Below are 25,246 nucleotides of genomic sequence, written 5' to 3'. Positions count from 1 at the left end.
TAAAAGAATTACTCAGCTTAAAATGGCCAAATACAAGAAGTGCTCGATCTAGGCTGGGTCCCCTCTATAAATGCCAGCTCGACTTTTTCATCACATCGGTCTGCTGCGATTTCAAACTCACCTTTTGTTACTTGGTAGTAAGCCGCACCAGAAGGCAATGCTTTAGGTAATGACTGCTGCGGTAGGGCTTTAGCGAAATCTATCCAAACCCATTGCGCCCCAGAGCTACCAGTAATATTCATAGGAGCATTATCGTCTTGCCCAAGCCACACGGTACTCAAATAATCTCCCGTAATAGCGACAAACCAACTATCCCTCTGGTCATTCGTCGTTCCCGTTTTGGCAGCGAATCGAAGCCCAGGAAGCTGAGCTTGAGCGGCCCTCGCTGTGCCAATCTCAGGGGACTTAGTCATACCAGCCAAAGTGACCGCCAAAGCTTCTTTGGTAAACGGAACAGAACTGGACTGATCAAAACGCTTCAACACCTTACCACTTTGGTCCATCACAGATAAAACCACCCCTAACTCCGCGCTTTGGCCTGTTGAAGCTAACGGTTGATACAGTCTTGCCACCTCAAACGGGGATAGCTCTAATGAACCTAACGCAACGGACGGATACATGGTAAATGGTCTTTTCACACCTAAATCTTTAAGTGTTTGCGCCACTCGGTCAAAGCCAAGCTGACTCGCTAGATCAATCGTTGCCAAGTTGTAGGATTTAGCCAACGCTTCGTACATAGGCACCTCACCATGACTTGTGCGGCTATAGTTTTGCGGCTGCCATAAAGTGTTACCCACCTTGAACTGTTGCGGTACATCCTCTAATCGATCCCACCATGTGAAGCGACCTGTTGCAATCGCCGTTAAATATATTGAAGGTTTCACCAATGAGCCAATGGGTCGAACAGCTCCCAAAGCTCGATTAAAGCCGCTATAAAGTTTATCGGAAGACCCGACTACAGCACGAACCTGTCCTGACAAGCGATCCGTCACCACCATTGCCCCTTGCAGACCGCGTAACACAGTCTTCTGCTGTTCTAAAGTACTCACGCGTCCTTGCATTGCGGCCAGCGCATTTTTTTGTGCTCGAATATCAAGACCGGTATAAATTTTTAAATTCTCAGTCGCCAACGCTGAAGCGTCGAAATCTCGCTCTAACTGCATGGACACCAAATCCAAGTAGTCACCAAACACCGAACGGCGTTTGCCTTCTTTGGTCACTCGTAATGGCAGCTGTTTTAGTGCGTTTGCATTGCCTTGCGTCAATCGTCCTTGCTCATACAACAAGTCAAGCACCACATTTCGTCGTTGCTTAGCTCTTTCAGGGTGTCGACGCGGATTGTAAATCGAAGGGCCTTTCACCATTCCCACTAGCAATGCTTGCTCAGCAAGGTTTAGCTCTCCTAGTGGGCGACCATAAAAATACTCACTGGCTGCGGCAAAGCCGTGCAATGCACTGCTACCCTCTTGAGCCAAATACACTTCATTGATGTAGGCAGTAATAATGTCTTCTTTGCTGTAGCGGTACTCAAGTAGCAACGCCATGAACACTTCTGTAATTTTTCTGGAATAGGTTCTATCTGACGTCAGAAACATATTTTTGATCAATTGTTGCGTCAGCGTTGAACCACCTTGACGTCGACTTCCTGAGCTCAAGTTGACCCAGGCTGCTCGCGCAATGCCAGTAAAAGAAATGCCAAAGTGGGAAAAAAACTCTCGGTCTTCAGTAATGGTCAAAATATCAATCAGACTTTTCGGGATTTCTTCAAAGACCAGTATGTCTCGGTTTTCAGTGTTACCACCATACAAGTAACCGATCTTTTGAGGTTCAAGTGTGGCGGTACGATAGCGTTTCCCCGAAACATCTTGAATCTGTAGTGTGCCATTGGTAAAGGAGAATATACGCCTTGAGGCTGGGTGATACCCCGTATGGTCCATATAATCTCGAAGATGAGCACTGACCTTGGTTTGACTTCTAGCTGCCCAACCTATTTTCTGGCTATTTTTTCCGAAGCGATAACCATAATCCATCAATACTTGTTCAAGGTCTTGCTTACGCCATGGGGCTCCGTCTAACAAAACCAGTGGCGCACTGTACACTTCGGAAGGCACTTGCCATTTCTGCCCTTCAAAGCGCGCCACAACTTGTTTATCTAGCCACCATATCCAAACGGCGAAAGGGATACTGAATAGTATCACTAGTAGTAACAGCCATTTACTCAAGCGCTTTAGGAACGAGGGCTTTTTCCCTTTGTTTTTACGTTGAGTAGAGACGCTTTTGGAAGTTTTTGAGGAGGCTTTTTTAGTCATAGGGCGGAGTATAAAGAGCATCAACGCTATCAGCAATTCAAGAAGACTAACCTATGACTTTATTTTCAAAATCGATACACTTTAACGTTATAAAATATAAAAAAGGACGAGCACTTTGTGGAAATTAAGTCAGTTACAGTCAGATACCATCAATGCGCTTAAAGATCGCCAATGCATTGCTATTGAGGTCGCCTGTCTGAAGCTGGTTATATTTAACCTTCATGGTCAACGGTTTGCTTTTCGAAACCGCTGCCCGCATCAAAACAAAAAACTGCTCACTGATCAGTCACACTGTTTTGATGAAACCTTTTCACTCATTGAATGTCCATTACATGGCGCACAGTTTTTACCTTCATCTGGTACCTGTGTTTCAGGACCATGCCTGGGCGACAAACTCGAACGATACCAATTCATTAAGCAGGATGGTGAGCTCTTTTTATCAAGGCCAGAGCATTGAGAACTCCTTAAAGGCTCCGATTCAATCCATTTATACTAGACAAAACAATAAATAAAACCATGGCAAAATTTGAACGCGATATACAAACAGCATTAATTGGTATCATTTCCGGCTTAAAGCATGCAATGAGATATGCCATGAACGACAGCGACATTCCCCTGTCGCCTTTGTATTTTATTATTCTTAAGATGATTCATGATCACCCTAACTGTACACCGATGCTCATTGCTCATCGCTGTGGACGAGATAAAGGGCAAGTCACTCGTTTGGTCAAAGAGCTAGAGTCGCAGTCCATGGTAGAACGATTCCCAAACCCCGAAGACAAACGCAGCTTTTTCCTTCGTTTAACAGAACAAGGCAAAACCTGCTTTGGAACGTTAGAACGTTATGATATCGATGCATTAGAAGCCATGACTCATGGCTTAACTGACGAGCAACTTCAGCACTTCTTAGACATTGCTAACATTATGAGTGAGAACTTAAGCTTGTACCAAAAATCTACTCACTGATCTCTGAGGCCAATTGATCGAGGAAAGTTCGCATAAATTGGGTGCGGCGCTGCGCCTCTTGACGGCCGCTCGAAGTTTGAAATGTACTCTCTAAATTCAAAAGCTTTTTGTAAAAGTGATCGATTGTATAAAGAAGGTCATTAGGCTCACGCTCTACGCAAAAAGGGTCCAATGCCTCGTAGAGACTACGGTCAAGGCGTCCACCCACCATCATACATCTAGCGATACCGATCGCACCAAGAGCATCCAAGCGATCAGCATCTTGAACCACCTTTGCTTCAAGCGTTCGAGGGGTCACTTGTGCGCTGTAGCTGTGGGTAACAATGGCATGTTGAATGGCACAAATATTAGCGCTATCAACCCCCAGCTGTTTTAGAAACGGCTCTGCTTTTGTCGCTGAGTCAAACGATGCTTGCGCTCTTTTAGGGTCATCCTTTGGATAATTTACTAGGTCGTGTAGCCATGCAGCCGCCACAACAATGAGAACATCCGCCCCTTCTTGTAGTGCAAGTTTTTTGCTCTGATGCACCACTCGCCCCAGATGCGCCAGATCATGAGCGCTATCCTGCTCCATCTCATCAACTAAATAAACTTTGCACGCTTGCTCTAACGTATCTAAGGTTAACATTATATGGTCTCAGTGTTGGCTTCGATCCATTGATCATACCATTGCGGCACTTGCTCTGCTGGCATCGGTCGAGAAATATAATACCCTTGGCCAAGCTCACAGCCTAAATGAATCAGTCGTTCCATGTGCTCATATGTCTCTACCCCTTCTGCAATCACATCTAAGGAGAAAGCCTCTGCGAAGCCTATTACCCCTTTAATGATGGCTAAATCGCTCTTATCTTCTAGCATATCCCTGACAAAACCATGATCAATCTTAAGTACATCAACCGGCAACTCTTTTAAATGACTCAAAGTTGAGTACCCCGTACCAAAATCATCCAGCGACACACGAATACCCAACACTTTACAAGCCTCAATCACAGCAGATACTTTAGCTAGATCTTCAATGGCACTGGTTTCTAATATTTCCAGCTCTAGCCGCATCACGATTTCTTTCGGGAATTGTCCTAGTAGCTCGCGCAACTCAGGAATAAAAGAAGTCTGCTGTAGCTGATAACCCGCAATATTTACACTAACACATGGGCAAATTTCTAATGAGCCCCAAGCCTGCATTTGTTCTAATGCCGTTTGGATAACCCAAAAACCCACTTTTAATTCAAGCGCCTGATTTGTCATGGCAGGAAGAAACGCAGTGGGAGGCAACACCCCTTGATCAGGATGTAGCCAACGTATTAATGCTTCATAACCGATTACTTCTTGGGTACGCATATTCACTTTCGGCTGATAGTACAAACGTAACTGCCCCTGATCAAAAGCGCTTTGTAATTCATCATAAAAACGGTGCTGCTCAACTAAAATATCTTCTTGGCTTAGGTCGAAGGCTTTTAGTCGATTTCGACCGCTTATTTTCGCCTGGTACATAGCCTGATCTGCCTGTCGAATCAGTTGATCAGCTTCTACTACGCGCTTTTGCGGATAATACGTCACACCAATACTGGCACTTATATGAAGCGTTACACCAGATACTTTAAAAGGTTCTGCTAAAGCGACCAAGAGAGCCTGCAGTCGAGAGTCGACTTCTGTTCGCTCACCTGAAATGGGGAGAATTAGGACAAACTCATCTCCTCCAAATCTTGCTACAACAGAATCCTCACTTAAGGTTGCCTTCATGCGTTGAGCAACACTGACTAGTAGCAGGTCTCCCGTCTCATGACCAAACGTATCGTTCACTTCCTTAAAGCCATCTAAGTCCAAGAAAGAAAGCGCAAAGTGCGTTCCATAAACTGACGCATTTTGGATTTTAATATCCAATGTATTGGTTAAGTTAGTTCGATTAGGCAACCCAGTTAATGCATCAAAATAAGCAATATGTTCTAACTGCTCTTCATTGCGCTTTTGGCGGGTAATGTCTGAAAATAAAGAAATGTAATGACTAACCTCCCCCTCTGAATCATTTACAGCAACAACCGTCAAATTCTGAGCGTAAATGTTACCGTCTTTTCTTCTATTCCATATCTCCCCTTCCCAAAAACCAGCGGTCAGGATTTGCTCCCACATCTGTTGGTAAAACTCTTTACTCTGTCGACCAGAGTTCAGAATGCGAGGATTTTGGCCCAATATTTCCGCTCGCGAATACCCCGTAATACGAGAAAAAGCTGCATTAACGTCTAAAATGCTCCCATAAGGATTGGTAATCGCAATCCCCTCTCGTGCGTTAGCGAATACACTTGCCCAAAGCTCTAGCTGCTCCTCACTCAAGTGTCGATCTGTTATATCAGAATGCGCGCCCACCAGCAGGGTTACCTCATCGTCTTCATTACGTATTGCTTGAAGACGATCTTCAACCCAAACCCAGTGGTCACCACAAGCAAGTCGATAGGTAAGGACCAAGGTGTCACGGTTATGACCATGGCGCCATTGTTGAAACAACTTAAGAGTTTCCTCCAAGTCATCTGGGTGAACCGATGACTTCCACCAGTTCGGAGTGTTTTTTACCTCTTCAGCACTTTTATGATAGAGCTGAAAACAATTGCTGCTGACAAATGTAGGTCGATAGTGCTCTGGATCAAGAGAATAAATTACAGCAGGACTACTTCCCAGCAACTCGTCCAGCTGTTGGTGACTTTTACTGAGCAACGCTTGTGCTTCTTTCTCTTGGTTTACTAAGACGGTTAATTGCCGATTTTTACGATATGTGTTTAACGACAAATAGACTAATGCACATGCGGCAGCGATTACTAAACCGAAATACCAAATATATTGGGAAAATACTCGCCAACGACTTAGTGGTGCTTCGTCATAGGGTGGGACATCAAGTGCTTTTAAAGCGCCTTCGCCGGGCATGTAGCTCAATGGAGGAGCAAATCCATAAACGCCATATAAGATGGATTGGTACAATACAACTGTATTCATATCAGGATTGTACGAAAGTATTGCAAGAGAAAGGCTAGTTTTATCCGCAAAAGAATAGGATGAAAAACAAATACAAATTGCACATACGAATCTAACGAACATTCCTTGGTCACCCTATCATTAGGTTTTGCACTTTTATTTTTGCTCTGACTTAAATGTACATCACAAACAATCTTATCATTCACATTCGAAGAAATAGTCAGTGTTCTCTCCAGCGATACCAAAGGCTAGCAAGCTTATCACAACGGGAATATAGGCCTCATGTCATGTAATGAACATCAAACAGCTTCACAATAAAATCAGTTTCTTGTTGCAGTGTAGCTGCTCATTATTGATAAAACACTGAAGTAAGAAATCATTCTTTTTTCAACAGCATAGCTGCCAAATATGCTATATTTCACTTTGGCTTTATAGAGATGGATCGCAATCGTAAGTTACTTTGAGTAAGACCTTAAAGATTATTTTAAGGTATAGAGACTTAAATCAAATATCTACTTAGACTTTTATTTGTCCTTAAATATACAGCTATCTAAACCATTTTAACTTGATACATTTATGTTAAACCCGTTCTGACAACGAGCACATTTGTCTTTAGTGATGTATGGAGTCTCTTTAAATGCTGGATCTGCGGATTAAAAAAAATCGTCCTTTGCTGGTTTCCGTTGGCATTTTTATCACGATATTTTGTGCCTGCCTCTATTTCATTAGCCTTTCCAACACAAACTTTAAGCAAAACCAGCGCTTACTGTTAAGTGGCATGGCACGCTCTCAAGCCGCTGAAATAGAACGAAATTTAAGCTTATCATTAACGTCTACGCAGATATTAGCGCATCAAATAAGTATTGATTATGAGAAAGTCAATCATTTTGAAAGCTATGCACAGACCATCATGCAATCCTTTGAAGGTATTAGCAGCATTCAACTGGCACCAGAAGGCATTATTCGTTACATCTACCCTCTTCAAGGCAATGAATCTGCTCTTGGGCTAGATATTCTAAATCATCCTAAATATGGCGAAGCGGCGCAACTCGCTATCGCAGAAAGAAGAATGATCGTCATTGGTCCCGTGAAGCTAGTTCAAGGCGATATCGCTGTGATCAGTAGAACCCCCATTTTTACCAAGACATCAAATGGCAATGAGCAATTCTGGGGATTTGCATCCGCATTAATCATGCTAACCCCTCTACTCGAGAAGACTGGCATTCATCAGCTGGAAGAAGAAGGCTATACAATCCACATTCAGCGCCGTCATACGGACTCAAAACAAACTTTCGACTTTTATCAATCTCCCACTGAACTGGACAAAAATGCTGCAGTCGAAGCAGATATAACTTTGCCTACAGGTGCTTGGACTCTCACTCTCTCTCGCAACATCACTAGCGTTCTTCATACAAGAACTCTGAATATGTTATTCGTAGCCTTATTGCTTAGCAGCATATGCTCATTAAGCCTATACAACATCTTAATTCGCCCAATTCGACTCCAGAAAGAGGTCAATGCAAAAACGCTTGAACTAAAAGAGCTAGCTTTCAAAGACCCACTAACAGGCCTCCCGAATCGACGTTTCCTAAACGATCATTTTCCGAACATCATCAAAGAAATTGTGGCCAATAAATCCTTAGGGGCATTTATCTATTTTGACCTAGACAACTTTAAATCCATCAATGACACCATAGGGCACGATGTCGGAGATCAAATGCTAACCTCCATAGCCGATCGTCTAGAGCGCAATAAAGATCGTGATGATATCGTTCTACGTCTTGGTGGCGACGAGTTCGCCATCATCGTTCCAAGTCTTGTCTCTCATGAAGAGCTGAAAAGAAAAGCCGAGGCCATTTTGCATAACACGCAACAGAGCCTTAGCATTCGTCATCGGGATTTTAAACAAAGCACTTCACTGGGTATTACCCTTATTCCTGATCACGGCACCCAAGTACTTGAATTAATGCAATACGCGGATGTGGCGTTATATGAAGCCAAACGTCGAGGAAAGAATCAGTATGTGATTTTCGATGACTCCATGCACAAACAGTCGGTTGACACTCACAATGAAGAAATGGCTTTAGCCAGAGCATTAGAGCGAGATGAGCTGGTTCTCCACTTTCAACCACAGTTTGACCTAAGCCTAAATAAGGTACTGGGCGCAGAGGCACTCGTCCGCTGGCAGCACCCAGAGAAAGGCCTCGTATACCCAGATAGTTTTATCCCATTAGCGGAACAATCTGGACAGATTTTGGCACTCGGCAATCGAGTCATTGAAAAGAGTTTCGAATATTTAGCGTATCGGGAAGCGCTTGGACTTTATCCAATCCTACTTCATATTAACCTGTCCTCTCTACAACTAAACGACCCCAATTTAGTGCCCTTTGTTAAAAGTATGGTACAAAAGTACAACATACCTGGTCACTACATTGGTTTTGAAATCACTGAGACAACATTACTTACAGATATTAATCACGCCAAAGAGACTCTAGAGGAGTTAAAGTCCCTGGGCATCTGTATTGCTATTGATGATTTTGGAACAGGCTTCTCTTCATTGGGGCAACTGAAGAACCTTCCCGTTAATTTGCTAAAAATTGATCGTAGTTTTGTGTGGGATTTAGAACGTGATAAAGATGATCGTATGATTGTTGAAGCTATCATTGCAATGGCTCATAAGCTAGACATCATGGTGATTGCGGAAGGTGTGGAAAGCAATGCTCAACTGAACATGTTAAGAGAGTTTCATTGTGATTTGGGCCAAGGCTATTTTATCAGCCGCCCGATTCCTCAAGAGCAATTTAATGACTTCCCAGAATCCATCACTCTCAATGACTTATTGGACGCCTAACAATACCTTTTTCGGCAGACAAAAAAGCCAGCCTCATGAAGCTGGCTTTTTTAAAGAGCAACCGACAGTTTTTAAGATGCTAAGCAAATAGCTCGACCGTGGTTGTGAGACTCTACAAGCTCTTTGTGCAAGCTTCGAATCGCCACTTCGTAGTCTTCTTCATCAACAACAAACTGCATATCTACCTGACGCATTGACTGGTGCATAGCAATGACGTTGATATTTTGCTCTGAAATTGCTTTTACCGCACTCGCCAGCATACCTGTTGTCTTCATATCAGAGCCAATTGCAGAGACGATAGCAACTTTGCGCTGTGTAATCTCGGCTTCTGGGAACTCTTCACCTAACACACGAATCACACGTTTTAGGGTTTTTAAGTTCGCCGCAAGATAATGTGTAATGCTGTTCGCATTAATATCTTTGGCAATGATATGCGCACCCAATTTTTTCAAAATCTTTAATACGCCCATATCAAAGGAGTCGATTTCGCCCGCCATCTCTTGGTCGAATAGCTCAACAGCGTATACACCACGGCTGCCGGCAATGATTTCAACACATGGTGCATCTGATACATAGTCACCGGTGATGAGCGTGCCGCTGTGCTCGGGTTCAAAAGTATTCTTCACGCGCAACGCAATTCGACTTTGGCGAAGGCCTTTAGCCGCTTTCGGGTGAATCGCTTCCATACCCAAATTAGCAAGCTGATCGGCAACATCATAATTAGTTCGACCAATTGGTACCGCTTTGTCTTCACCAACCAAACGAGGATCCGCACTGCTTAAATGGAACTCTTTATGGATGATGGCTTCACGAGACTGAGTTAACACTGCAATACGGCTAAATGTCATCTCAGAATAGCCGCGATCAAACGTTGTCATTAGACCTGTTTCACTGTGAGCATAGCCAGTTGCGATTGGCAGCTGCGTTGCTAAATCAATGTCTTTGAACGATTCCACAATACGTTCATCTAAAGACATATGAGTGCTTGCGTTCCAGCCTGTTAGGTCCACAAAAACAGCATTTACGCCATCACGTCGTAGCAAGCTCGCCATGTTCCACGCACTGTGTGCCTCACCTAAGCTAGCCAACATTTCACGAACGGTTGCAAGGTGTTCGCCGATCGCAAAATGGCCGTGAGAACAGAGACGACTGAGGTCTTCAAGGGCTTCTTGAGCCTGGTCAAGACGAGCAATTAAAAATGTATTCGCTTCATCCAGCAACTCGCTCTCACCAAATAGATCACGGTTGATTCCCAACATGGTTTTGCGAACTTCATCAAACGCTTCACGCCAGCCACTTTGATTGCGGTCTTTGGCGAAATGAGCATAAATACCCGCATCACCGGTTTTCTTATGTTCCAGCAGCTTATCGGTAATACCACCGTAAGCTGATACCACGAAGATTCGCTGATACAGGTCTTCTGTGCCTGCTGGTTTAAAAATTATATTATCTCTTACCGAACGGTAGTCACTCATGGACGTTCCGCCGATTTTATCAACTGTATGTAGTCCCATTTTCTTTCCGAATTTCTTGTAGGGGTAAGGGAACCTCAACCTATTTGTGAGCGCCGCGTGTAGTTTGTCATAAGGAAGCTCAAATATTAAGCATGAATTACAGAATTCTTAATTAAATATGACCGTTTCAAGGGGCTTTATTTTGTCCCTAGCGGAAATGTATTCTGGTCGAGTTTCTGAACTCGCAAAGGGCTCAACAACACGATTGCTAAGACCGTTAAATACAAAAAATAGGTTGGATCTTGGATAAGGCGTAATATTGCCATTAGAGCCATGCATTGTATTGCAATCGAATAGGGTAATTCGGCCTAATGGCCCAGTCGCAGTTTCAATACCACCTTCCCTTACCAATTGAGTTAATGACTGTTCATCAGGTACTCCGAACTCTTGTTTTTTCAGGGAAGAGAGATAGTGATTTTTAGGTGTTGCGCCGACACATGAAACATATCGCTTATGAGACCCTGGAATTAACATGAGCGGGCCATTTTGAGATTCATTCTTAGTCAATGCAATCGACATACTGAGTGCCCTCATCCGTGGCATCCCATCTTCCGTATGCCATGTCTCAAAGTCGGAGTGCCAATAGAATTCTTTACCACTGAATCCTGGTTTATAATTAAGCCGACTTTGGTGTATGTAGACACGCTCACCTAAAAGGTATTCTGCAATAGCAACAAGACGAGGGTCTTGAGCCAATTTTGCAAACACATCACTTAGTGTATGCAATGAAAAAATTGAACGAACTGCGCCGCTCTCTTGCTCTGTGATACTTTCCTCTCTTTGCTTGATAGACGAATCTTCGCGCATTCGATGCATCTCGGAGATCATTTCATCTAATTCATACTGAGTAAAAATATCATCAAGAAACAAGAAGCCTTTTTTTTCATACTCTGCAATTTGCGCCGCAGTCAGCGGCGCATCATCAGTTGCCTTAGAGTAAACAACAGGATCCTGGCGAGGAATACTGACAGGCTTTGCATATAAGCGTGAAGGATATATATCTTCAGTGTCATATTGTAAAGTCTGTAACTCTGCCATAACCTTTTATCTCCCTCTTTTTGAATTAATCAACTAGTTCGTAAGCACCTTCTTTATTGTGAACTTCTTGACCTGTTACTGGCGGATTAAAGACACATGCCAGCTTCAATTCTTTAAAGGCTCGCAACGTGTGTCGGTCATGCTCATTTAGGTTGTACAAGGTGCCAGGTTTAATTGGGTACACTTTGCCGTCTTCTCGGCTTTCAATCTCCCCTTCACCTTCTATACAGAACACGGACTCAAAGTGGTTCTGATAATGAAATTGACACTCTTCACCAGCAAAGATAGTCGTAATATGGAACGAGTACCCCATATTATCGCCTTTTAAAAGCATACGAACGCTTTGCCATTTACCATCAGGTGATACAACTTTACGTTCCGTTTGTTCGCATTCGTGTAAATCTCTAACAATCATTTGGAAATCCTATTCAGTAAAACGTGTTAAAAAAGGGCGCACGAGCGCCCAACGAGTAGTCAGATAACTTATACAGCGATGTCGTAGTTTTCGTCGAAGTAGCTTTTCTCTTCAGGCATTTCATCAGTCTTCGCGCAAACTTCTCGGATGGATTGCTCAACAATATCCAAGCCATGCTTAAGTTGTTCGTCTGTGATAATCAATGGACATAGGAACTTGACCACTTGATCGTCAGCGCCGGATGTTTCAATCATTAGATTTTGCTTAAAACACGCCTTAGTAATTTTGCTTGCCAGCTCGCCGCTCACACAGTTAATGCCGCGCATCATGCCACGTCCACGCACAGTGAAATTACCTTCACCTAGTTCATCAACGATCGCTTGCAAGCGGTCCTCAATATATTGCCCTTTACGTCGCACCTCTTTAGCAAAGGCATCGTCTTTCCAGAAGGTTTCAATGGCTGCTTTCGCAGTAACAAAAGCTAAGTTATTACCTCGGAAAGTACCGTTATGCTCACCTGGCTTCCATTGATCCAGTTCAGGTTTAAATAGTACGATCGCAAATGGCAAACCATAGCCTGAGATGGATTTAGAAAGTGTCACAATATCTGGTTTAATACCCGCAGGCTCAAAGCTAAAGAAAGTCCCGGTTCGACCACAACCAGCCTGGATATCATCCACGATCAGCAATACATCGTGCTTCTTACAAACAGTATCTAAATTCTTGAGCCAATCTAGGCTTGCAGCATTAATACCGCCCTCACCTTGTACTGTCTCAACCAGTACCGCTGCCGGATGATCAATACCACTTGATGAATCAGCCAGAACTTTGTCTAGGTATTCCGTGGTTTCAATACCATCACCAAGGTAGCCATCGTATGGCACTCGACTTACACCACCTAATGACGTGCCCGCTACTCCGCGATGATGCGAGTTACCTGTTGCAGACAATGCACCTAAACTACAGCCATGAAAGCCATTGGTGAATGTAATAATGTTCTCGCGACCAGTGACGTTACGCGCAAGTTTCATAGCCGCTTCAATGGCGTTGGTTCCTGTAGGCCCTGTAAACTGCATCACATATTCAAGATCGCGAGGCTCAAGGATGTGCTCTTTGAACGTCTCCATGAATTCCCCCTTCGCTTTAGTGTGAAGGTCAAGTCCATGGGTAATACCATCTTCCATAATGTATTCGACGAGTTTCTTTTTGAGGATTGGATGGTTATGACCGTAATTAAGTGTGCCTGCACCGGCTAAAAAATCTAGGTACTTATTGCCCTCCTCATCGAACAGATAGCAACCTTGAGCTTTGTTAAAAATACGCGGAAATGAGCGGGCATAGGACTGAACTTCAGATTCAATTTCTTCAAAAATTTTCATAAATAATTCCTCTTATCTTTATAAATAATTCTGTGTGGATCGCAGACAACGTCAGTGGCTAGAACGGACCTATTTTGACTAGGTGCTCGGTCTTATGTCGGCCATGGAAATGTTCTGCTTCATCAAAATGAATCGATGATTCAAATGGAGCGTTCAATGCTTTTGCAAGGCTGCGAAACAGCCCCCAAGAAGCTTCATTATCTGGGGTTATTGTTGTTTCAATGTATTGAATACCGCTCAACGATGAACGTTTTAACAGCTCCAACACCATATTTTTGGACAGACCACGCCCTCTTGCTTTTGCATCAACAGCCACCTGCCAAACAAACAGCACATCAGGTTGAGCGGGAACACGATAGCCGGAAACAAAACCAACCAGCTCTCCATCCAACTCAGCTGCAATACCTGTCTCAGCAAAGTGACTACACTGCAGCAAATTGCAGTAAGCAGAGTTTTGGTCTAAAGGTGAACAGCGTTTCACCAAATCAAACAGGGCCACGCCATCCTCTGTCACAGGCTTACGAAGTTTGATGTTACTTTCAACCATAAATTTTACATCTCTAATAACTAAAAATTAAAAAAAAGCAATAAAATCCGTTGCAATGCTCAAATTCACCATAAAAATAATTACATGTCTAAATATTTATATCAACCAAATCATTTAGCTCTTTCTCATTTAATAATCATTCACAAGATTTATACTCACCTCTAAACCTATGTTTTATGGTCTGTTTTTGACCAAATTGGCAGAATTAACTTGAAAAAGATGAACAAAATTTGCAGAATCGCCCGCCAAATCAGAGAACTTTGTGATGTTTTTGAACATTCACAGACAGCGGCCCTCTGTGGGAAGGTCGACCTGTTTAGTTTCTGAAAGCAGTTCTTCCATTAACAAGAAGCAAGAGAGCCGATATAGCAGTACGGACCGTCACCCATCAGTGACCTCTCAAACACGCTCCCAAAAGGTTCGTGTTGTTTGCTTAGAAAAAAGAGAATCTTATGCAAGAGAAAAAGTCCATCCACGGCTCTTGGGCGAGCCGCTGGGTATTCATCTTAGCAGCGACAGGATCTGCTGTAGGTCTTGGTAACATCTGGAAATTCCCCTACATTACGGGTGAAAATGGCGGTGGCGCATTCGTGCTTGTGTATCTTCTATGTATCGCACTAGTGGGTATTCCAATCATGGTTGCTGAAGTATTTGTTGGTCGCCGTGCTCGACAAAGCCCAATCAACGCTTTAGCTGACTTAGCAGAAGAGTCTGGCAAAAGCACAAAGTGGAGCCTAATCGGTGTAATGGGATTATTAGCAGGTGTGCTAATCTTTTCCTTCTACTCAGTTGTAGCTGGCTGGGTACTTCAATACATTGTTTCTACCGCTAATGGTTCACTAAACGGCGTGACATCAGAACAAGCTGGTGAGATTTTTAGTGGCCTTTTGGCTGACCCTGGCACACTTCTTCTGTGGCACACTATATTCACTATTATGGTTGTTGGCGTTGTAATCGGCGGTGTTAACGCTGGATTGGAACGTGCAACCCGCATCATGATGCCAGCTTTATTTGTACTGTTATTTGTGATGCTAGGTTACGGTATGAGCACTGATAGCTTTGGTGCGGGTTGGAGCTTCATGTTTGACTTCGACTTCAGCAAGCTTTCGTGGGATGCTGTTCTTGTTGCTGTGGGTCACTCATTCTTCACCCTATCATTGGGTATGGGAACGATCATGGCATACGGTTCCTACATGCCAAAGCGTGCTTCAATTGGTTCGACTGTCCTTGCCATCGGCTTCCTAGACACTCTTGTTGCTTTGGTTGCAGGTCTCGTTATTTTCCCAATTATCTTTGCGAACGGCATGGATCCAGCGGCAGGCCCAGGACTAATGTTTATTTCATTACCTGTTGCATTTGGCCAAATGGCTGGTGGTCAATTCTTCGGCACCCTATTCTTTGTATTGATAGGCCTAGCGGCTTGGACTTCTGCTATTTCTTTACTAGAACCGACCGTTGCTTACCTTGTTGAGCGATTTGATCTAAAACGTTCAACTGCCACCATTGCTCTAGGCGTGATTGTTTGGGCTGTAGGTATTTTGTGTCTTGGCTCGTTCAACTTCATGTCCGATGTGACACTGTTCGGTAAAAACGTATTCGACTTCCTTGATTACATTACCGCTAACATCATGTTGCCAATTGGAGGTATCTTTATCGCTCTGTTCGCTGGCTGGGTGGTTAAGAAAAAACACGCTTCTGATGAAATCAACCTTAAATCTGAAGGGTTATTCAACCTGTGGTTGTTTGTCGTGAAGTTTATTGCTCCAGTTGCTGTTGGCGTAGTATTTATCTTGAATCTTTAATTCTTAGATAAATTACTATGTTTAAAGCCCTGCTTATTGCAGGGCTTTTTCGTTTATGACTTCATTGCATAATTCTCTATGGGGCTTTTCAAAACTTCTAATAGTGCTGAAAATCGATCTGAACTGGCTTTTTGCCAAAGTTTTTCATGGAAGTAGTAAGCAACAGTATTAATCGCAGGCTCTATTGTCGCCACCAAGCCACCCACTAAAAAACTACCTGAAATCAGATAAGCTACTGTAAATGCAACGCTAAAGTGCATCACCGCAAATGTTATTGTCTTAACCATGTAAAGCACCTCTCGTTTCGTTCTGTGGATGCATTTAGATTAAAACAATCTATTGATTATAAAAAATCAATAAACACAATAACTTTAATAGACTAAACCTAATTCAAATAAGCCGCCAAATCTGAAAAGAACCGCCAGGTCTTATCTAGATCATTCGAAGCCTGACTCGCAAGCCATAACCCTGTGCCGATAAAACAAACATCGCAAGGAACACTTGACCACTGCTGCAACCACTTCTCAGCCTCAACTTGTGACATATCCTCGGCAACGAAAACAATACGTTTAGGAGCAAGCGCATCATAAAGAGTCACAATATCTACAAAGCTTCTAACACCATCCATACAAAAGAACTGTTCTGAACTGTTCGCTTTTAGCCAACACAACAACCTAGACATCAGTGCGCAATTATCGAGATTAATCACCAGAGCATCGCTCTGAAGCAAATTGCCGCCGGACAAATCCGTCATTGAAATCACCACATCTGACAGCGCGCTTTGCAATGCTAAACGGGAAACTAAACGAGAGGATTGGTTTCTCAACTGCTCTAAGACAGGCAGAACGCCTCTCATTAAAAGCACACTTGCGGGATACTGTTTACTAGCCTCACGAAACATCGGCTCCCATTTGCTCTGACGCAGATCGATAACAGCATCCATAAATTGCTGCTGCCAAGCTTGCCAAGCATCTTCGTGTTGCACTTCCAGCTCGGCATCCTGACTGGATTCAAGCAGTGATTTGACCTTTCCAACAGGTACACCAAGATGTACCCAATAAAGTATCTTTTTAACACGGTCAACATCCTGAGGCTGGTACAAACGATGCCCTTTTTCAGTTCTATAAGGCTTAAGCAAACCATAGCGCCGCTCCCATGCCCTAAGCGTGACGGAGTTGACGCCAGTTTGCTCTGAAAGAATTCTAATTGGGAAGTAATCCACTTGATCTAAATCGTTCGTAAGGCTCATTCAAAATACTCAAACTTGTACAATTACAGTTTATGTACAAAAATAATCTTATACAAAGCTATTTTGTGTATAAGATTATAAAAGATCAATCAGCGACGGACATGAACAATGAGTGATATCCCACAAGCACGGTTTGCCGTGATTGGCGCAGGTGTAGCTGGATCGACTTTCGCCTATTATGCACAACTAGAAACCCATCCATGTATTGTGCTGGACAAATCCCGAGGCACGGGTGGACGTGCAGGCAGCAAGCGCCTTCCACATGGCAGCGCAGATCTCGGGGCAAGCTTAATTAGCTTCAGCGATGAGTCTATCAGTGATTTGCGTGAGCATTTGCTACAGGAAAATATTATTGCTCGCTGGCAAAGTGCATACGTTGGCGTGCCAAGAATGTCAGCAATCACACGATTCTTATTGCAAGATGTTCCACTTTACACTGACACCAAAATTCATCATTTAGAGCGTCGCCAGGATCAGTGGTTGCTTCGAGATGAACGATATCAGGCTGTCTGCTTAGCTGACACACTCATCATAGCGGCACCTGCGACACAAGCCGCTATGCTGTTAGCGACGATCCCTAATGCCAATGGCTTGCTACAACATGCCAATCAAGCAATCAGCCAAACACGTCCACAGTGGGCACTATGGGTTACCACGAGCAAAACTCAGAGTTCTGCACTAATGACCTGTAATCATCCTATACTGGAAACCATCATCAAGGATTCTGACAAGCCTGGCCGTCACACAGATGAATTTGACACCTGGGTAATTCAAGCTACGAGTCAATGGAGTCAAGACAACATCGACACACCTAAGGCGGAGGTTCTTGCTCACTTGATTCAGGCTTTTGAACAAGAAGTCGGGATAGAAGTTTTAAACACAGGGGAGCCCCATCGCTGGCTACTAGGACGCCAAGCCATGGCGCTCTCATCAAAACCGTATCTCTGGGATGACACACTTAAAATTGGTGTTATTGGTGATTGGCTGTGTCAAGGGGATGCTGAAGGAGCAATGTTGAGTGCGAAACATGCTTTTGAAACCATTAGCAAGGCGTACCCATTCGATCAGGTTTAGGAGGTTAGTATGACCGTTAATGAATGCCACCCAAATCATATTTCTCGCAAAATACCTGTGGGCATCAGTTCATGTTTACTTGGAGAAAACGTCCGTTTCAACGGTGGGCACAGTCGTTCAACCTACTGCCTAGGCCCCTTATCAGAGTATTTTGACTACAAGCAGTTTTGCCCTGAAATGGCCGCAGGTTTTGGTACACCAAGGCCGACCATGCGATTAGAGGGTAATCCTGATCAACCAAGATTAGTCTTTTCAAACAAACGTGACGTCGTGATCACTGATCAATTAGTGAACTCAAATGAGCGTTATTTAGATAACTTACCTGAGCTAGACGGCTACATTGTGATGAAAAACTCTCCATCGTGCGGCTTTGAGCGCATCAAGGTTTATCAGGAGAATGGGCATCCGCATATGAAGCGAGTGCGCGGTTTATTCACCCAATCACTTATTGATCGCTTTCCTCAATTGCCCATTGAAGAAGACGGTCGCCTGAACGATCCGTTACTGCGTGAGAACTTCTTATTAAGAGTATTTGCTCATCATGAGTTCCGAAATACCGTTTTAAACGATCTCACCATGAAAAATTTAATCGACTATCACAGCCGTTACAAATATGTGGTTATGGCACACTCACAACCATTCTATAAGTCGCTTGGTCGCTTGTTATCTGGACAAGAGAAAAGATCTATAGACTCACTTGCCGAAGAATACTTTACACAATTCATGCAAGCCCTTTCTCGACCAGCAAAACGTAAGAATCACTGTAATGTATTGATGCATCTGGTGGGCTATCTCAAGCGCGAAGTGGATTCATCAGTACGCCAAGATATTCTCGATGTAGTCGAACAATATCGTCGTGGTGAAGTAAACCTCACGACACCGACCACTCTTCTTTACCACTATTTAAAATTGTACGGCAGCGAATATGTAAAAGAACAACGCTACTTTGCCCCGTACCCGCAAGCTCTCGGTATTAGGAATACAGTTTAATTATGGCTATTTCACAGTTGGTTTGGCTACGTAATGACATTCGTCTCAACGATCACCCAGCTATCAACCTTGCGCAGCAGGATGATGACATTGCTCTGATCGTTTGCTTAACGCCTGAGCAGTGGAAAGAGCATAATGAATCTCCTGCGAAAAATGCGCTTCGCTTTGAGCTCATCACAGAGCTGCAACAACAAGCTCATAAGTTGGGCATTCCTTGCCATATACTTGAGCTAAAACGCTTTTCTGATTGCCCTGAAGCCATTGCTGACTTGTGTCTTGAACACCACTATACAACTGTTTGGTGGCAAAATGAGCTACCTGTTCACGAAGCACAACGGGATGAGCGTACTGCAAAACATCTCGACAAGATTGGCGTTACAACACGACGATTTGCACCAGACCTTATCGTCTCAGAGCCTGTACTCAATCAGCAGGGGCAGCCATTTAAAGTGTTTACGCCCTTTTATAAACGCTGGTTAAGCACGTTAAGCGCAAACATTACGCCACCTTATGAATACCCTAACAACCAAGAGCCCCCTACGTCATTACCCAGTGAGTTCAAGTGCTACGACATGGATGACTCTTATCGCCAAGACTTGTGGCCAGCAGACTATCAGATTATTAAGGAAAAGCTCTGGCATTTCTGTCATCACAAAGAAGCCGACTACGATGAACTACGAGACTTTCCTGCAAAACCAAATACCAGCACACTGTCACCCTATTTAGCATTAGGGGCAATCGGTCCAAGAGAATGCTTAGAGGCTATTATCCACACCTCAGGAAACAATGAACGGGATTGGCATGGGAGTGTTTGGTTAAAAGAACTTGCCTGGCGAGATTTTTATAAACAGCTTTTGGGGCACTTTCCTGACTTATCAAAGTCCCTGCCATTTAAGCCTGAAACCCAACACCTAGTCTGGAACCACAATACCAACGCTTTTAAAGCTTGGTGTGAAGGTAATACCGGTTTTCCTATTGTAGACGCCGCTATGCGTCAGCTTAATCAGACTGGATGGATGCACAACCGCTTACGCATGATTGCCGCAAGCTTTTTGACCAAATTACTGTTTGTTGATTGGCGTGAAGGTGAGCGCTACTTCATGGAACATCTCATTGATGGTGAGTTTGCCGCCAACAATGGTGGTTGGCAATGGAGCGCCTCGACAGGTTGCGACGCTGCCCCCTACTTCCGAGTCTTCAATCCGACAAGACAATCGGAGCGATTTGACCCAGATGGCGTTTTCATCAAACGATTTGTACCAGAGCTAAAAATACTCTCAGGGAAAAGTATTCACGACCCCAATCAGTTTCAACGAAAACAATGTGGTTATCCAGAACCCATTATTGACTATAAAAAAGCGCGTCAGTATGCCATCGCTGCGTTCGATGATCTAAAAGGACAAACCACTTAAAGGCACTCGTTTGACATTTTAGAGTTATGGCATTATTTTGAAGTCTAAATAATAAATTTTGTGCAGATAGGTAATAGGGGCTTCATCAATATGTGAGTTCTGCCTATAATGCGCGCTCAAAAATGACATTTAGACTTTAGCGATTTCTATGGCAGACCAACAACATTTACACGACGTTCTCGTTCATTTACGCCGCATTATACGAGCGACCGACCTCCAATCAAAACGCATAGTTAAAGCCTGTGGTTTGACTATTCCGCAAATCATGGTTTTGCGTGCAATTGAGGAATTAGGGGATGTTACTGTACGCAAAATTTCAGATAACGTTTCTTTAAGCCAGGCCACTGTGACGACTATTTTGAACCGGCTAGAAGAGCGTAAGCTGGTTGAACGAGTGCGCGCTCAAAAAGATAAACGCATCGTCAATGCACGTCTTACAGAAGAAGGCAGCAACGTTCTGCTAACTTCTCCGCCACTTTTACATGAAAAGTTCATCTCTGAATTCGGTTCACTTGAAAGCTGGGAACAGACACAAATATTATCTTCATTACAACGTGTTGCTCTAATGATGGATGCCGAGAACATTGACGCCGCGCCACTGCTCGATATTAACTCTCCAGCGGCACAATAATACGTTTTGAATACAAACTTTATTCAGGGCATGCCCCCCAAAAGCAAAAAGGCTGCATATGCAGCCTTTTTATGTTTCGAAGATTGGATAGTTGGCGTACTACTTAAGGCTCAAAACATCTTGCATATCAAATAGACCTGCTGGTTGGTCTTTCAACCAAGCCGCCGCTCGCACAGCACCTTTGGCAAACGTCATACGGCTACTCGCCTTGTGAACGATCTCGATACGTTCACCCTCAGTTGCAAACCACACACTGTGCTCACCTACAACATCGCCAGCTCGAATGGTTTCAAAGCCGATTTCTTTTTGCGTACGAGGGCCAATTTGACCTTCACGGCCATATACCGCGCATTCTTTCAGATCACGGCCAAGGGCTTCAGCAACGACTTCACCCATGCGTAAAGCAGTACCAGAAGGTGAATCAACTTTATGACGGTGATGCGCTTCTACCACTTCAACATCGTATTCATCACCAAGAATCTCCGCTGCTAACGATAAAAGCTTCAGAGTTAGGTTCACCCCTACACTCATGTTAGGGGCAAAGACCACCTGAGTTTTCTCTGCGGCAACCATCAGTGCTGACTTCTGCTCGTCGTCTAGGCCTGTGGTACCGATTACGATCGCTTTATTATGCTCTGCACAAAAAGCGGCATTCGCTACTGTTAAAGCAGGTGTCGTAAAATCAATCAGCACATCAAAATCCGCAACACAGTCTGCTAAACTACTGACTAAACTTACACCTAGCTTGCCTACGCCAGCTATTTCCCCTGCATCAGCGCCTAACAATGAACTGTTCGGGGAAACAATGGCTGCTCCCAACTCAACACCCTCTGCATCGACTGTCGCTTGAATAAGGTTTTTGCCCATACGCCCGGCAGCGCCAATAACCGCTATACGCATCATTTTTTATCCTCAAATTAATTTGTTGAGAACCATACCAAAATTCCCTCTTTTACGCATTATTAGAACTAAAAAAGCGGCCCGAAGGCCGCTGATTCTGATGCTCTATAGAATTGCGTTAGAAAATTTCATTTGGATTTAGATCAAATCCACCATCACCTTCAGTAAATAAATCATTGGTGTCTGGATCACCATCAATACCTGGAGGGTATTCTGGTTCGATTACATTCCTACGCGCCAAGTCATTTTGACGAATGACAATTTCTACTCGACGATTTGTGGCTCGATTCTGAGGCGTATCATTTGGAACAAGTGGACGAGTATCAGAAAAACCCGTAACAGAAAAGCGGCTTTGCTCTAGCTGACCTGTTGAAAAAAGCTCCTCAGCCACTGAAATTGCTCGGGCAGATGACAGCTGCCAATTCGACCGAAAACGAGCACTATCAATCGGAATATTATCCGTATGGCCCTCAACCGCAATGCTACCATCTAATCCAACCAATACATCGCGTACCATGTCAATGATAGGGATAAAGTCGTAGTTAAGCTCCGCAGAACCGGATTGAAATGATCCTCGATCTTTTAGACGTATTGTAATGGTATTCTCTTGAGTCTCTACTTCAACAGTACCTTTGGAAATCTCTTCACGCATTACCGAGGCAACTTGTTGAGCCGTTTCTTCCGTTTGCTGAATCTGCTGCTCACGTTGCATATCCGCTTGAGACATGTCCACTGTGGTATTTGGGGATGGTTGACCAGCACCATCCTGCTCATTTAATTGAGCCGCATCTGGCTTACACATCACTTCTAATGTATTTTCTGGAGTGTCGTCCGCTTTTTGGCGCACCTCATTAATAGGGGTTGGCTCAGGACGACCAGGACTAAACTCTTGGGCAATGATAGAAGTACCCATTGGGATAGACTCAGCTTCTATCTGCTTTTGTACACCAAAGGCTTCTCGCATCGAACCCGCCAGCTGCTTAAACTTCAAAACATCCATTTCGGCAAAAGACAGAAGCAATACGAAGAAACACATCAGCAGCGACATCAAGTCGGCAAAGGTTCCCATGTAGGCCGGAAGGCCTTCTATACATTCGGGGCAATCGTTTTCGTCTTCTTCAGCACTCATGACATACTATCCAATTACAACTGACAAAAGCGTTATTCACGCTCAGTTCGCTTGCCTTCCGCAATGTAGGTTTTCAGAGCCCCATCCAACACTCGTGGGTTCTGTCCTGCTTGAATCGCTAACAATGCATCCAAAATTAGCTGTTGACACAACAGTTCTTCGTTCGCACGGTTTGAAAGTTTTGCCTGAATCGGTAGACAAACCATGTTCGCTAACATGGCACCATAAAGAGTTGTCAAAAGTGCTACCGCCATCGCTGGGCCGATCGCTTTTGGGTCATCCATGTTTGCCAACATCTGTACCAAACCGACTAGGGTACCGATCATCCCCATTGCGGGGCCCGTGTCACCAAAGGCCTTAAATACTTTGGCTCCGTTATCATGCCGGGTAAACGCTTGGTTCATGTCTTTTGACAGTTGCGCTCTAACCACAGAGCCATCATGGCCATCAACCAGCATTTGAATCCCTTTTGATAAGAAAGGATGACTCACTTCTTTACCTTCTAAGGAAAGCAATCCGCCCTTACGAGCCTCGTCTGCTAATCCATAGATTTCGTCGATCAAAGTGTCTAGTGGGACACTTTTAAACATAAATGCCTTCGCAGCAGATTTGCCGGCCCCAAGGAATTGTCCTAAGGGGTATTGCATCAGAACAACAAAGGTAGAACCAATCAATACAATCAGAATCGAGGCAGGGTCGATAAACATCCCTGCAGAACCGCCCAATAAAATGGCCATCAGAACGATTACAAAAGCACCGATTAAACCTAATAACGTTGCGATATCCACACACGTCTCCTACGAATAAAGCTATAATGCGACTCAAGAATATCCATTTTAAACAATTCGTATCGATTCGTCTTACCGTCACGATACTATTTTGTAATTTTAGAGTGACATCACTCGTGAATAATGCGGAATTCTGTTACAAATTGTAGGTTATCAAAAGAGAAGTCATTATGTCTCGAAAAACTAGCGTGCGCCACTTCGAAGAAAATCTATCCGAACTGGAGACGATTGTTGCGCAACTTGAATCCAATCAGCTGTCTCTTGAAGACGCCCTTAAAGCCTTTGAAAAAGGCGTCAAACTTAGTCAAGACTGCCAATCTGTACTGACTCAAGCAGAGCAAAAGGTACAAATCCTACTTGAAAAGCATGACGGAGAACGCCTTGAAACTTTTGACCCGGAATCCGAACAGTGAACCTAGAGCAATTTTCGCAGTATGCTTGTGAGCGCGTGAACCGTTACTTAGACAACGCTTTATCAGATTATGAACCTGCCAATCGATTACAAGAAGCTATGCGCTACAGTCTATTTAATGGTGGTAAGCGCGTGCGCCCAATGCTAACTTACGCCGTCGCACAGCTGTTCTCTGAAGCAAATGAATTGACCGATGCCAGTGCCGCTGCAGTCGAGTCCATTCATGCCTATTCATTGATTCACGACGACCTACCTGCCATGGATGACGATGATTTACGCCGCGGCAAACCAACTTGCCATATTCAGTACGACGAGGCCACAGCTATTCTTGCTGGAGATGCCTTGCAGACGTTTGCTTTTGAACTATTAAGTCAATCCAACTTTGCGCAAGCTTCAATACAGCTGGCTTTGATCCAAACGCTGCATAGCGCAAGTGGCAGGCACGGAATGATCACAGGACAAATGATCGATTTATCCAATGTGGATAAAGGCATGTCCTTAGCAGAATTAGAGTTAATGCACCGCCATAAAACCGGCGCGCTGATCCGAGCCGCTGTTAAAATGGGGGCACAAAGTGTCGGTGTAAGCGATACCGAGACCCTAGCTACTTTAGATGCTTACGCTTCTGCCATTGGCCTAGCCTTCCAAGTTCAAGATGACATTATAGACATCACTAGCGATACTGAAACGCTTGGAAAAACCCAGTTTTCTGACGCTGATGCCAACAAGCCAACTTATCCAAAATTATTAGGGTTGGATGGCGCCAAAGCACTGGCTAAACGATTACACGATGAAGCCGTTGCTCAAGTAGAACCTTTTGGTCCAAAGGCGGAACCATTAGTCGAGCTCGCTAACTATATTATTGCTCGTAATCACTGA

23 protein-coding genes are annotated in these 25,246 nt (G+C 44.0%); 10 read left to right on the top strand and 13 right to left on the bottom strand.

Features of this window, described 5'->3' with window-relative positions; genetic code table 11:
• Positions 1-17 precede the first annotated feature (17 nt).
• On the bottom strand, positions 18-2,198 hold the full coding sequence (locus ACXAC1_RS13200; protein ID WP_475061983.1) for a transglycosylase domain-containing protein: 2,181 nt from the start codon (positions 2,196-2,198) through the stop codon (positions 18-20).
• A gap of 226 nt (positions 2,199-2,424) precedes the next feature.
• On the opposite strand from ACXAC1_RS13200, the gene ACXAC1_RS13195 reads away from it, so the two are divergent.
• Both ACXAC1_RS13195 and ACXAC1_RS13190 read left to right on the top strand, forming a co-directional pair.
• The gene (locus ACXAC1_RS13195; RefSeq protein ID WP_475061981.1) at positions 2,425-2,766 is read left to right on the top strand and encodes a Rieske (2Fe-2S) protein; all 342 of its coding nucleotides are present in this window, start codon (positions 2,425-2,427) and stop codon (positions 2,764-2,766) included.
• Between the two features lie 59 nt (positions 2,767-2,825).
• The gene (locus tag ACXAC1_RS13190) at positions 2,826-3,275 is read left to right on the top strand and encodes a MarR family winged helix-turn-helix transcriptional regulator (RefSeq protein WP_475061979.1); all 450 of its coding nucleotides are present in this window, start codon (positions 2,826-2,828) and stop codon (positions 3,273-3,275) included.
• On the opposite strand, the gene ACXAC1_RS13185 is transcribed toward ACXAC1_RS13190, so the two are convergent.
• Entirely contained in the window at positions 3,265-3,903 is a 639-nt protein-coding gene (locus ACXAC1_RS13185; protein WP_475061977.1) for an HD domain-containing protein, read from the bottom strand. The genes ACXAC1_RS13190 and ACXAC1_RS13185 overlap by 11 nt on opposite strands.
• On the bottom strand, positions 3,903-6,257 hold the full coding sequence (locus ACXAC1_RS13180; protein WP_475061975.1) for a sensor domain-containing protein: 2,355 nt from the start codon (positions 6,255-6,257) through the stop codon (positions 3,903-3,905). Before ACXAC1_RS13180 ends, ACXAC1_RS13185 begins: the two co-directional genes overlap by 1 nt.
• A 616-nt stretch (positions 6,258-6,873) precedes the next feature.
• On the opposite strand from ACXAC1_RS13180, the gene ACXAC1_RS13175 reads away from it, so the two are divergent.
• Positions 6,874-9,087, top strand: coding sequence for a bifunctional diguanylate cyclase/phosphodiesterase (locus tag ACXAC1_RS13175; RefSeq protein ID WP_475061973.1), 2,214 nt, complete (start codon positions 6,874-6,876; stop codon positions 9,085-9,087).
• A 71-nt stretch (positions 9,088-9,158) separates the two neighbouring features.
• Here the strand turns inward: ACXAC1_RS13175 and ACXAC1_RS13170 are convergent, their stop codons facing one another.
• From ACXAC1_RS13170 to ectA, 5 genes are all read right to left on the bottom strand, one after another.
• Positions 9,159-10,601 carry an aspartate kinase gene (locus ACXAC1_RS13170; protein WP_475061971.1) on the bottom strand — a complete coding sequence of 481 codons (1,443 nt, stop codon included), beginning with the start codon at positions 10,599-10,601 and terminating at the stop codon, positions 9,159-9,161.
• 108 nt (positions 10,602-10,709) lie between these two features.
• On the bottom strand, positions 10,710-11,639 hold the full coding sequence (thpD, locus tag ACXAC1_RS13165) for an ectoine hydroxylase (RefSeq protein WP_475061969.1): 930 nt from the start codon (positions 11,637-11,639) through the stop codon (positions 10,710-10,712).
• Positions 11,640-11,664: 25 nt separating this feature from the next.
• Positions 11,665-12,054 (bottom strand): ectoine synthase, encoded by a 390-nt coding sequence (locus ACXAC1_RS13160; protein ID WP_133563026.1) that lies wholly within the window; start codon positions 12,052-12,054, stop codon positions 11,665-11,667.
• Positions 12,055-12,122: 68 nt separating this feature from the next.
• The gene (gene ectB, locus ACXAC1_RS13155; RefSeq protein WP_475061967.1) at positions 12,123-13,433 is read right to left on the bottom strand and encodes a diaminobutyrate--2-oxoglutarate transaminase; all 1,311 of its coding nucleotides are present in this window, start codon (positions 13,431-13,433) and stop codon (positions 12,123-12,125) included.
• Between the two features lie 58 nt (positions 13,434-13,491).
• On the bottom strand, positions 13,492-13,980 hold the full coding sequence (gene ectA, locus ACXAC1_RS13150; protein WP_228189951.1) for a diaminobutyrate acetyltransferase: 489 nt from the start codon (positions 13,978-13,980) through the stop codon (positions 13,492-13,494).
• Positions 13,981-14,432: 452 nt separating this feature from the next.
• Between ectA and ACXAC1_RS13145 the strand changes: the two genes are divergently transcribed.
• Positions 14,433-15,782, top strand: a complete 1,350-nt coding sequence (locus ACXAC1_RS13145; protein WP_475061965.1) for a sodium-dependent transporter — start codon at positions 14,433-14,435, stop codon at positions 15,780-15,782.
• A 53-nt stretch (positions 15,783-15,835) separates the two neighbouring features.
• On the opposite strand, the gene ACXAC1_RS13140 is transcribed toward ACXAC1_RS13145, so the two are convergent.
• The gene (locus tag ACXAC1_RS13140) at positions 15,836-16,069 is read right to left on the bottom strand and encodes a DUF2061 domain-containing protein (protein ID WP_475061963.1); all 234 of its coding nucleotides are present in this window, start codon (positions 16,067-16,069) and stop codon (positions 15,836-15,838) included.
• A gap of 98 nt (positions 16,070-16,167) precedes the next feature.
• The gene (locus ACXAC1_RS13135; protein WP_475061962.1) at positions 16,168-17,031 is read right to left on the bottom strand and encodes a MerR family transcriptional regulator; all 864 of its coding nucleotides are present in this window, start codon (positions 17,029-17,031) and stop codon (positions 16,168-16,170) included.
• Positions 17,032-17,139: 108 nt separating this feature from the next.
• On the opposite strand from ACXAC1_RS13135, the gene ACXAC1_RS13130 reads away from it, so the two are divergent.
• From ACXAC1_RS13130 to ACXAC1_RS13115, 4 genes are all read left to right on the top strand, one after another.
• On the top strand, positions 17,140-18,105 hold the full coding sequence (locus ACXAC1_RS13130) for an NAD(P)/FAD-dependent oxidoreductase (protein WP_475061960.1): 966 nt from the start codon (positions 17,140-17,142) through the stop codon (positions 18,103-18,105).
• A 9-nt stretch (positions 18,106-18,114) separates the two neighbouring features.
• Positions 18,115-19,095, top strand: coding sequence for a YbgA family protein (locus ACXAC1_RS13125; RefSeq protein WP_475061958.1), 981 nt, complete (start codon positions 18,115-18,117; stop codon positions 19,093-19,095).
• Positions 19,096-19,097: 2 nt separating this feature from the next.
• Complete coding sequence (locus ACXAC1_RS13120) at positions 19,098-20,507, top strand: cryptochrome/photolyase family protein (protein ID WP_475061956.1); 1,410 nt, start codon at positions 19,098-19,100, stop codon at positions 20,505-20,507.
• A 148-nt stretch (positions 20,508-20,655) separates the two neighbouring features.
• The gene (locus tag ACXAC1_RS13115; RefSeq protein WP_475061953.1) at positions 20,656-21,138 is read left to right on the top strand and encodes a MarR family winged helix-turn-helix transcriptional regulator; all 483 of its coding nucleotides are present in this window, start codon (positions 20,656-20,658) and stop codon (positions 21,136-21,138) included.
• Positions 21,139-21,237: 99 nt separating this feature from the next.
• Here ACXAC1_RS13115 and dapB read toward each other — a convergent pair whose 3' ends face one another.
• The 3 genes from dapB to pomA form a co-directional block, all read right to left on the bottom strand.
• Positions 21,238-22,041 (bottom strand): 4-hydroxy-tetrahydrodipicolinate reductase, encoded by an 804-nt coding sequence (gene dapB, locus ACXAC1_RS13110; RefSeq protein ID WP_475061952.1) that lies wholly within the window; start codon positions 22,039-22,041, stop codon positions 21,238-21,240.
• A gap of 115 nt (positions 22,042-22,156) precedes the next feature.
• On the bottom strand, positions 22,157-23,167 hold the full coding sequence (locus ACXAC1_RS13105) for a flagellar motor protein MotB (protein ID WP_475061950.1): 1,011 nt from the start codon (positions 23,165-23,167) through the stop codon (positions 22,157-22,159).
• A gap of 32 nt (positions 23,168-23,199) precedes the next feature.
• Positions 23,200-23,955: a flagellar motor protein PomA gene (gene pomA / locus ACXAC1_RS13100; RefSeq protein WP_273103438.1), complete on the bottom strand. Its 756-nt coding sequence runs from the start codon at positions 23,953-23,955 to the stop codon at positions 23,200-23,202.
• Between the two features lie 170 nt (positions 23,956-24,125).
• Here pomA and ACXAC1_RS13095 point away from each other — a divergent pair, with 170 nt between their 5' ends.
• Entirely contained in the window at positions 24,126-24,368 is a 243-nt protein-coding gene (locus ACXAC1_RS13095) for an exodeoxyribonuclease VII small subunit (RefSeq protein ID WP_133563050.1), read from the top strand.
• A complete protein-coding gene (gene ispA, locus ACXAC1_RS13090; RefSeq protein ID WP_475061948.1) occupies positions 24,365-25,246 on the top strand; it encodes a (2E,6E)-farnesyl diphosphate synthase in 882 nt (293 codons plus the stop codon). Before ACXAC1_RS13095 ends, ispA begins: the two co-directional genes overlap by 4 nt.

This window comes from Marinomonas sp. AWM4_232 (assembly GCF_056158325.1).
Note: the sequence above shows the minus strand (reverse complement) of the source record. Positions and strands in the feature narration are given on the sequence as shown.

Bases quoted from the DNA above. Each gene is read 5' to 3' on its own strand.
- ACXAC1_RS13190 (WP_475061979.1), top strand. From the start codon at position 2,826: ATGGCAAAATTTGAACGCGATATACAAACAGCATTAATTGGTATCATT.
- ACXAC1_RS13185 (WP_475061977.1), bottom strand. From the start codon at position 3,903: ATGTTAACCTTAGATACGTTAGAGCAAGCGTGCAAAGTTTATTTAGTT.
- ACXAC1_RS13180 (WP_475061975.1), bottom strand. From the start codon at position 6,257: ATGAATACAGTTGTATTGTACCAATCCATCTTATATGGCGTTTATGGA.
- ACXAC1_RS13175 (WP_475061973.1), top strand. From the start codon at position 6,874: ATGCTGGATCTGCGGATTAAAAAAAATCGTCCTTTGCTGGTTTCCGTT.
- ACXAC1_RS13170 (WP_475061971.1), bottom strand. From the start codon at position 10,601: ATGGGACTACATACAGTTGATAAAATCGGCGGAACGTCCATGAGTGAC.
- thpD (WP_475061969.1), bottom strand. From the start codon at position 11,639: ATGGCAGAGTTACAGACTTTACAATATGACACTGAAGATATATATCCT.
- ACXAC1_RS13160 (WP_133563026.1), bottom strand. From the start codon at position 12,054: ATGATTGTTAGAGATTTACACGAATGCGAACAAACGGAACGTAAAGTT.
- ectB (WP_475061967.1), bottom strand. From the start codon at position 13,433: ATGAAAATTTTTGAAGAAATTGAATCTGAAGTTCAGTCCTATGCCCGC.
- ectA (WP_228189951.1), bottom strand. From the start codon at position 13,980: ATGGTTGAAAGTAACATCAAACTTCGTAAGCCTGTGACAGAGGATGGC.
- ACXAC1_RS13145 (WP_475061965.1), top strand. From the start codon at position 14,433: ATGCAAGAGAAAAAGTCCATCCACGGCTCTTGGGCGAGCCGCTGGGTA.
- ACXAC1_RS13140 (WP_475061963.1), bottom strand. From the start codon at position 16,069: ATGGTTAAGACAATAACATTTGCGGTGATGCACTTTAGCGTTGCATTT.
- ACXAC1_RS13135 (WP_475061962.1), bottom strand. From the start codon at position 17,031: ATGAGCCTTACGAACGATTTAGATCAAGTGGATTACTTCCCAATTAGA.
- ACXAC1_RS13130 (WP_475061960.1), top strand. From the start codon at position 17,140: ATGAGTGATATCCCACAAGCACGGTTTGCCGTGATTGGCGCAGGTGTA.
- ACXAC1_RS13125 (WP_475061958.1), top strand. From the start codon at position 18,115: ATGACCGTTAATGAATGCCACCCAAATCATATTTCTCGCAAAATACCT.
- ACXAC1_RS13120 (WP_475061956.1), top strand. From the start codon at position 19,098: ATGGCTATTTCACAGTTGGTTTGGCTACGTAATGACATTCGTCTCAAC.
- ACXAC1_RS13115 (WP_475061953.1), top strand. From the start codon at position 20,656: ATGGCAGACCAACAACATTTACACGACGTTCTCGTTCATTTACGCCGC.
- dapB (WP_475061952.1), bottom strand. From the start codon at position 22,041: ATGATGCGTATAGCGGTTATTGGCGCTGCCGGGCGTATGGGCAAAAAC.
- ACXAC1_RS13105 (WP_475061950.1), bottom strand. From the start codon at position 23,167: ATGAGTGCTGAAGAAGACGAAAACGATTGCCCCGAATGTATAGAAGGC.
- ACXAC1_RS13095 (WP_133563050.1), top strand. From the start codon at position 24,126: ATGTCTCGAAAAACTAGCGTGCGCCACTTCGAAGAAAATCTATCCGAA.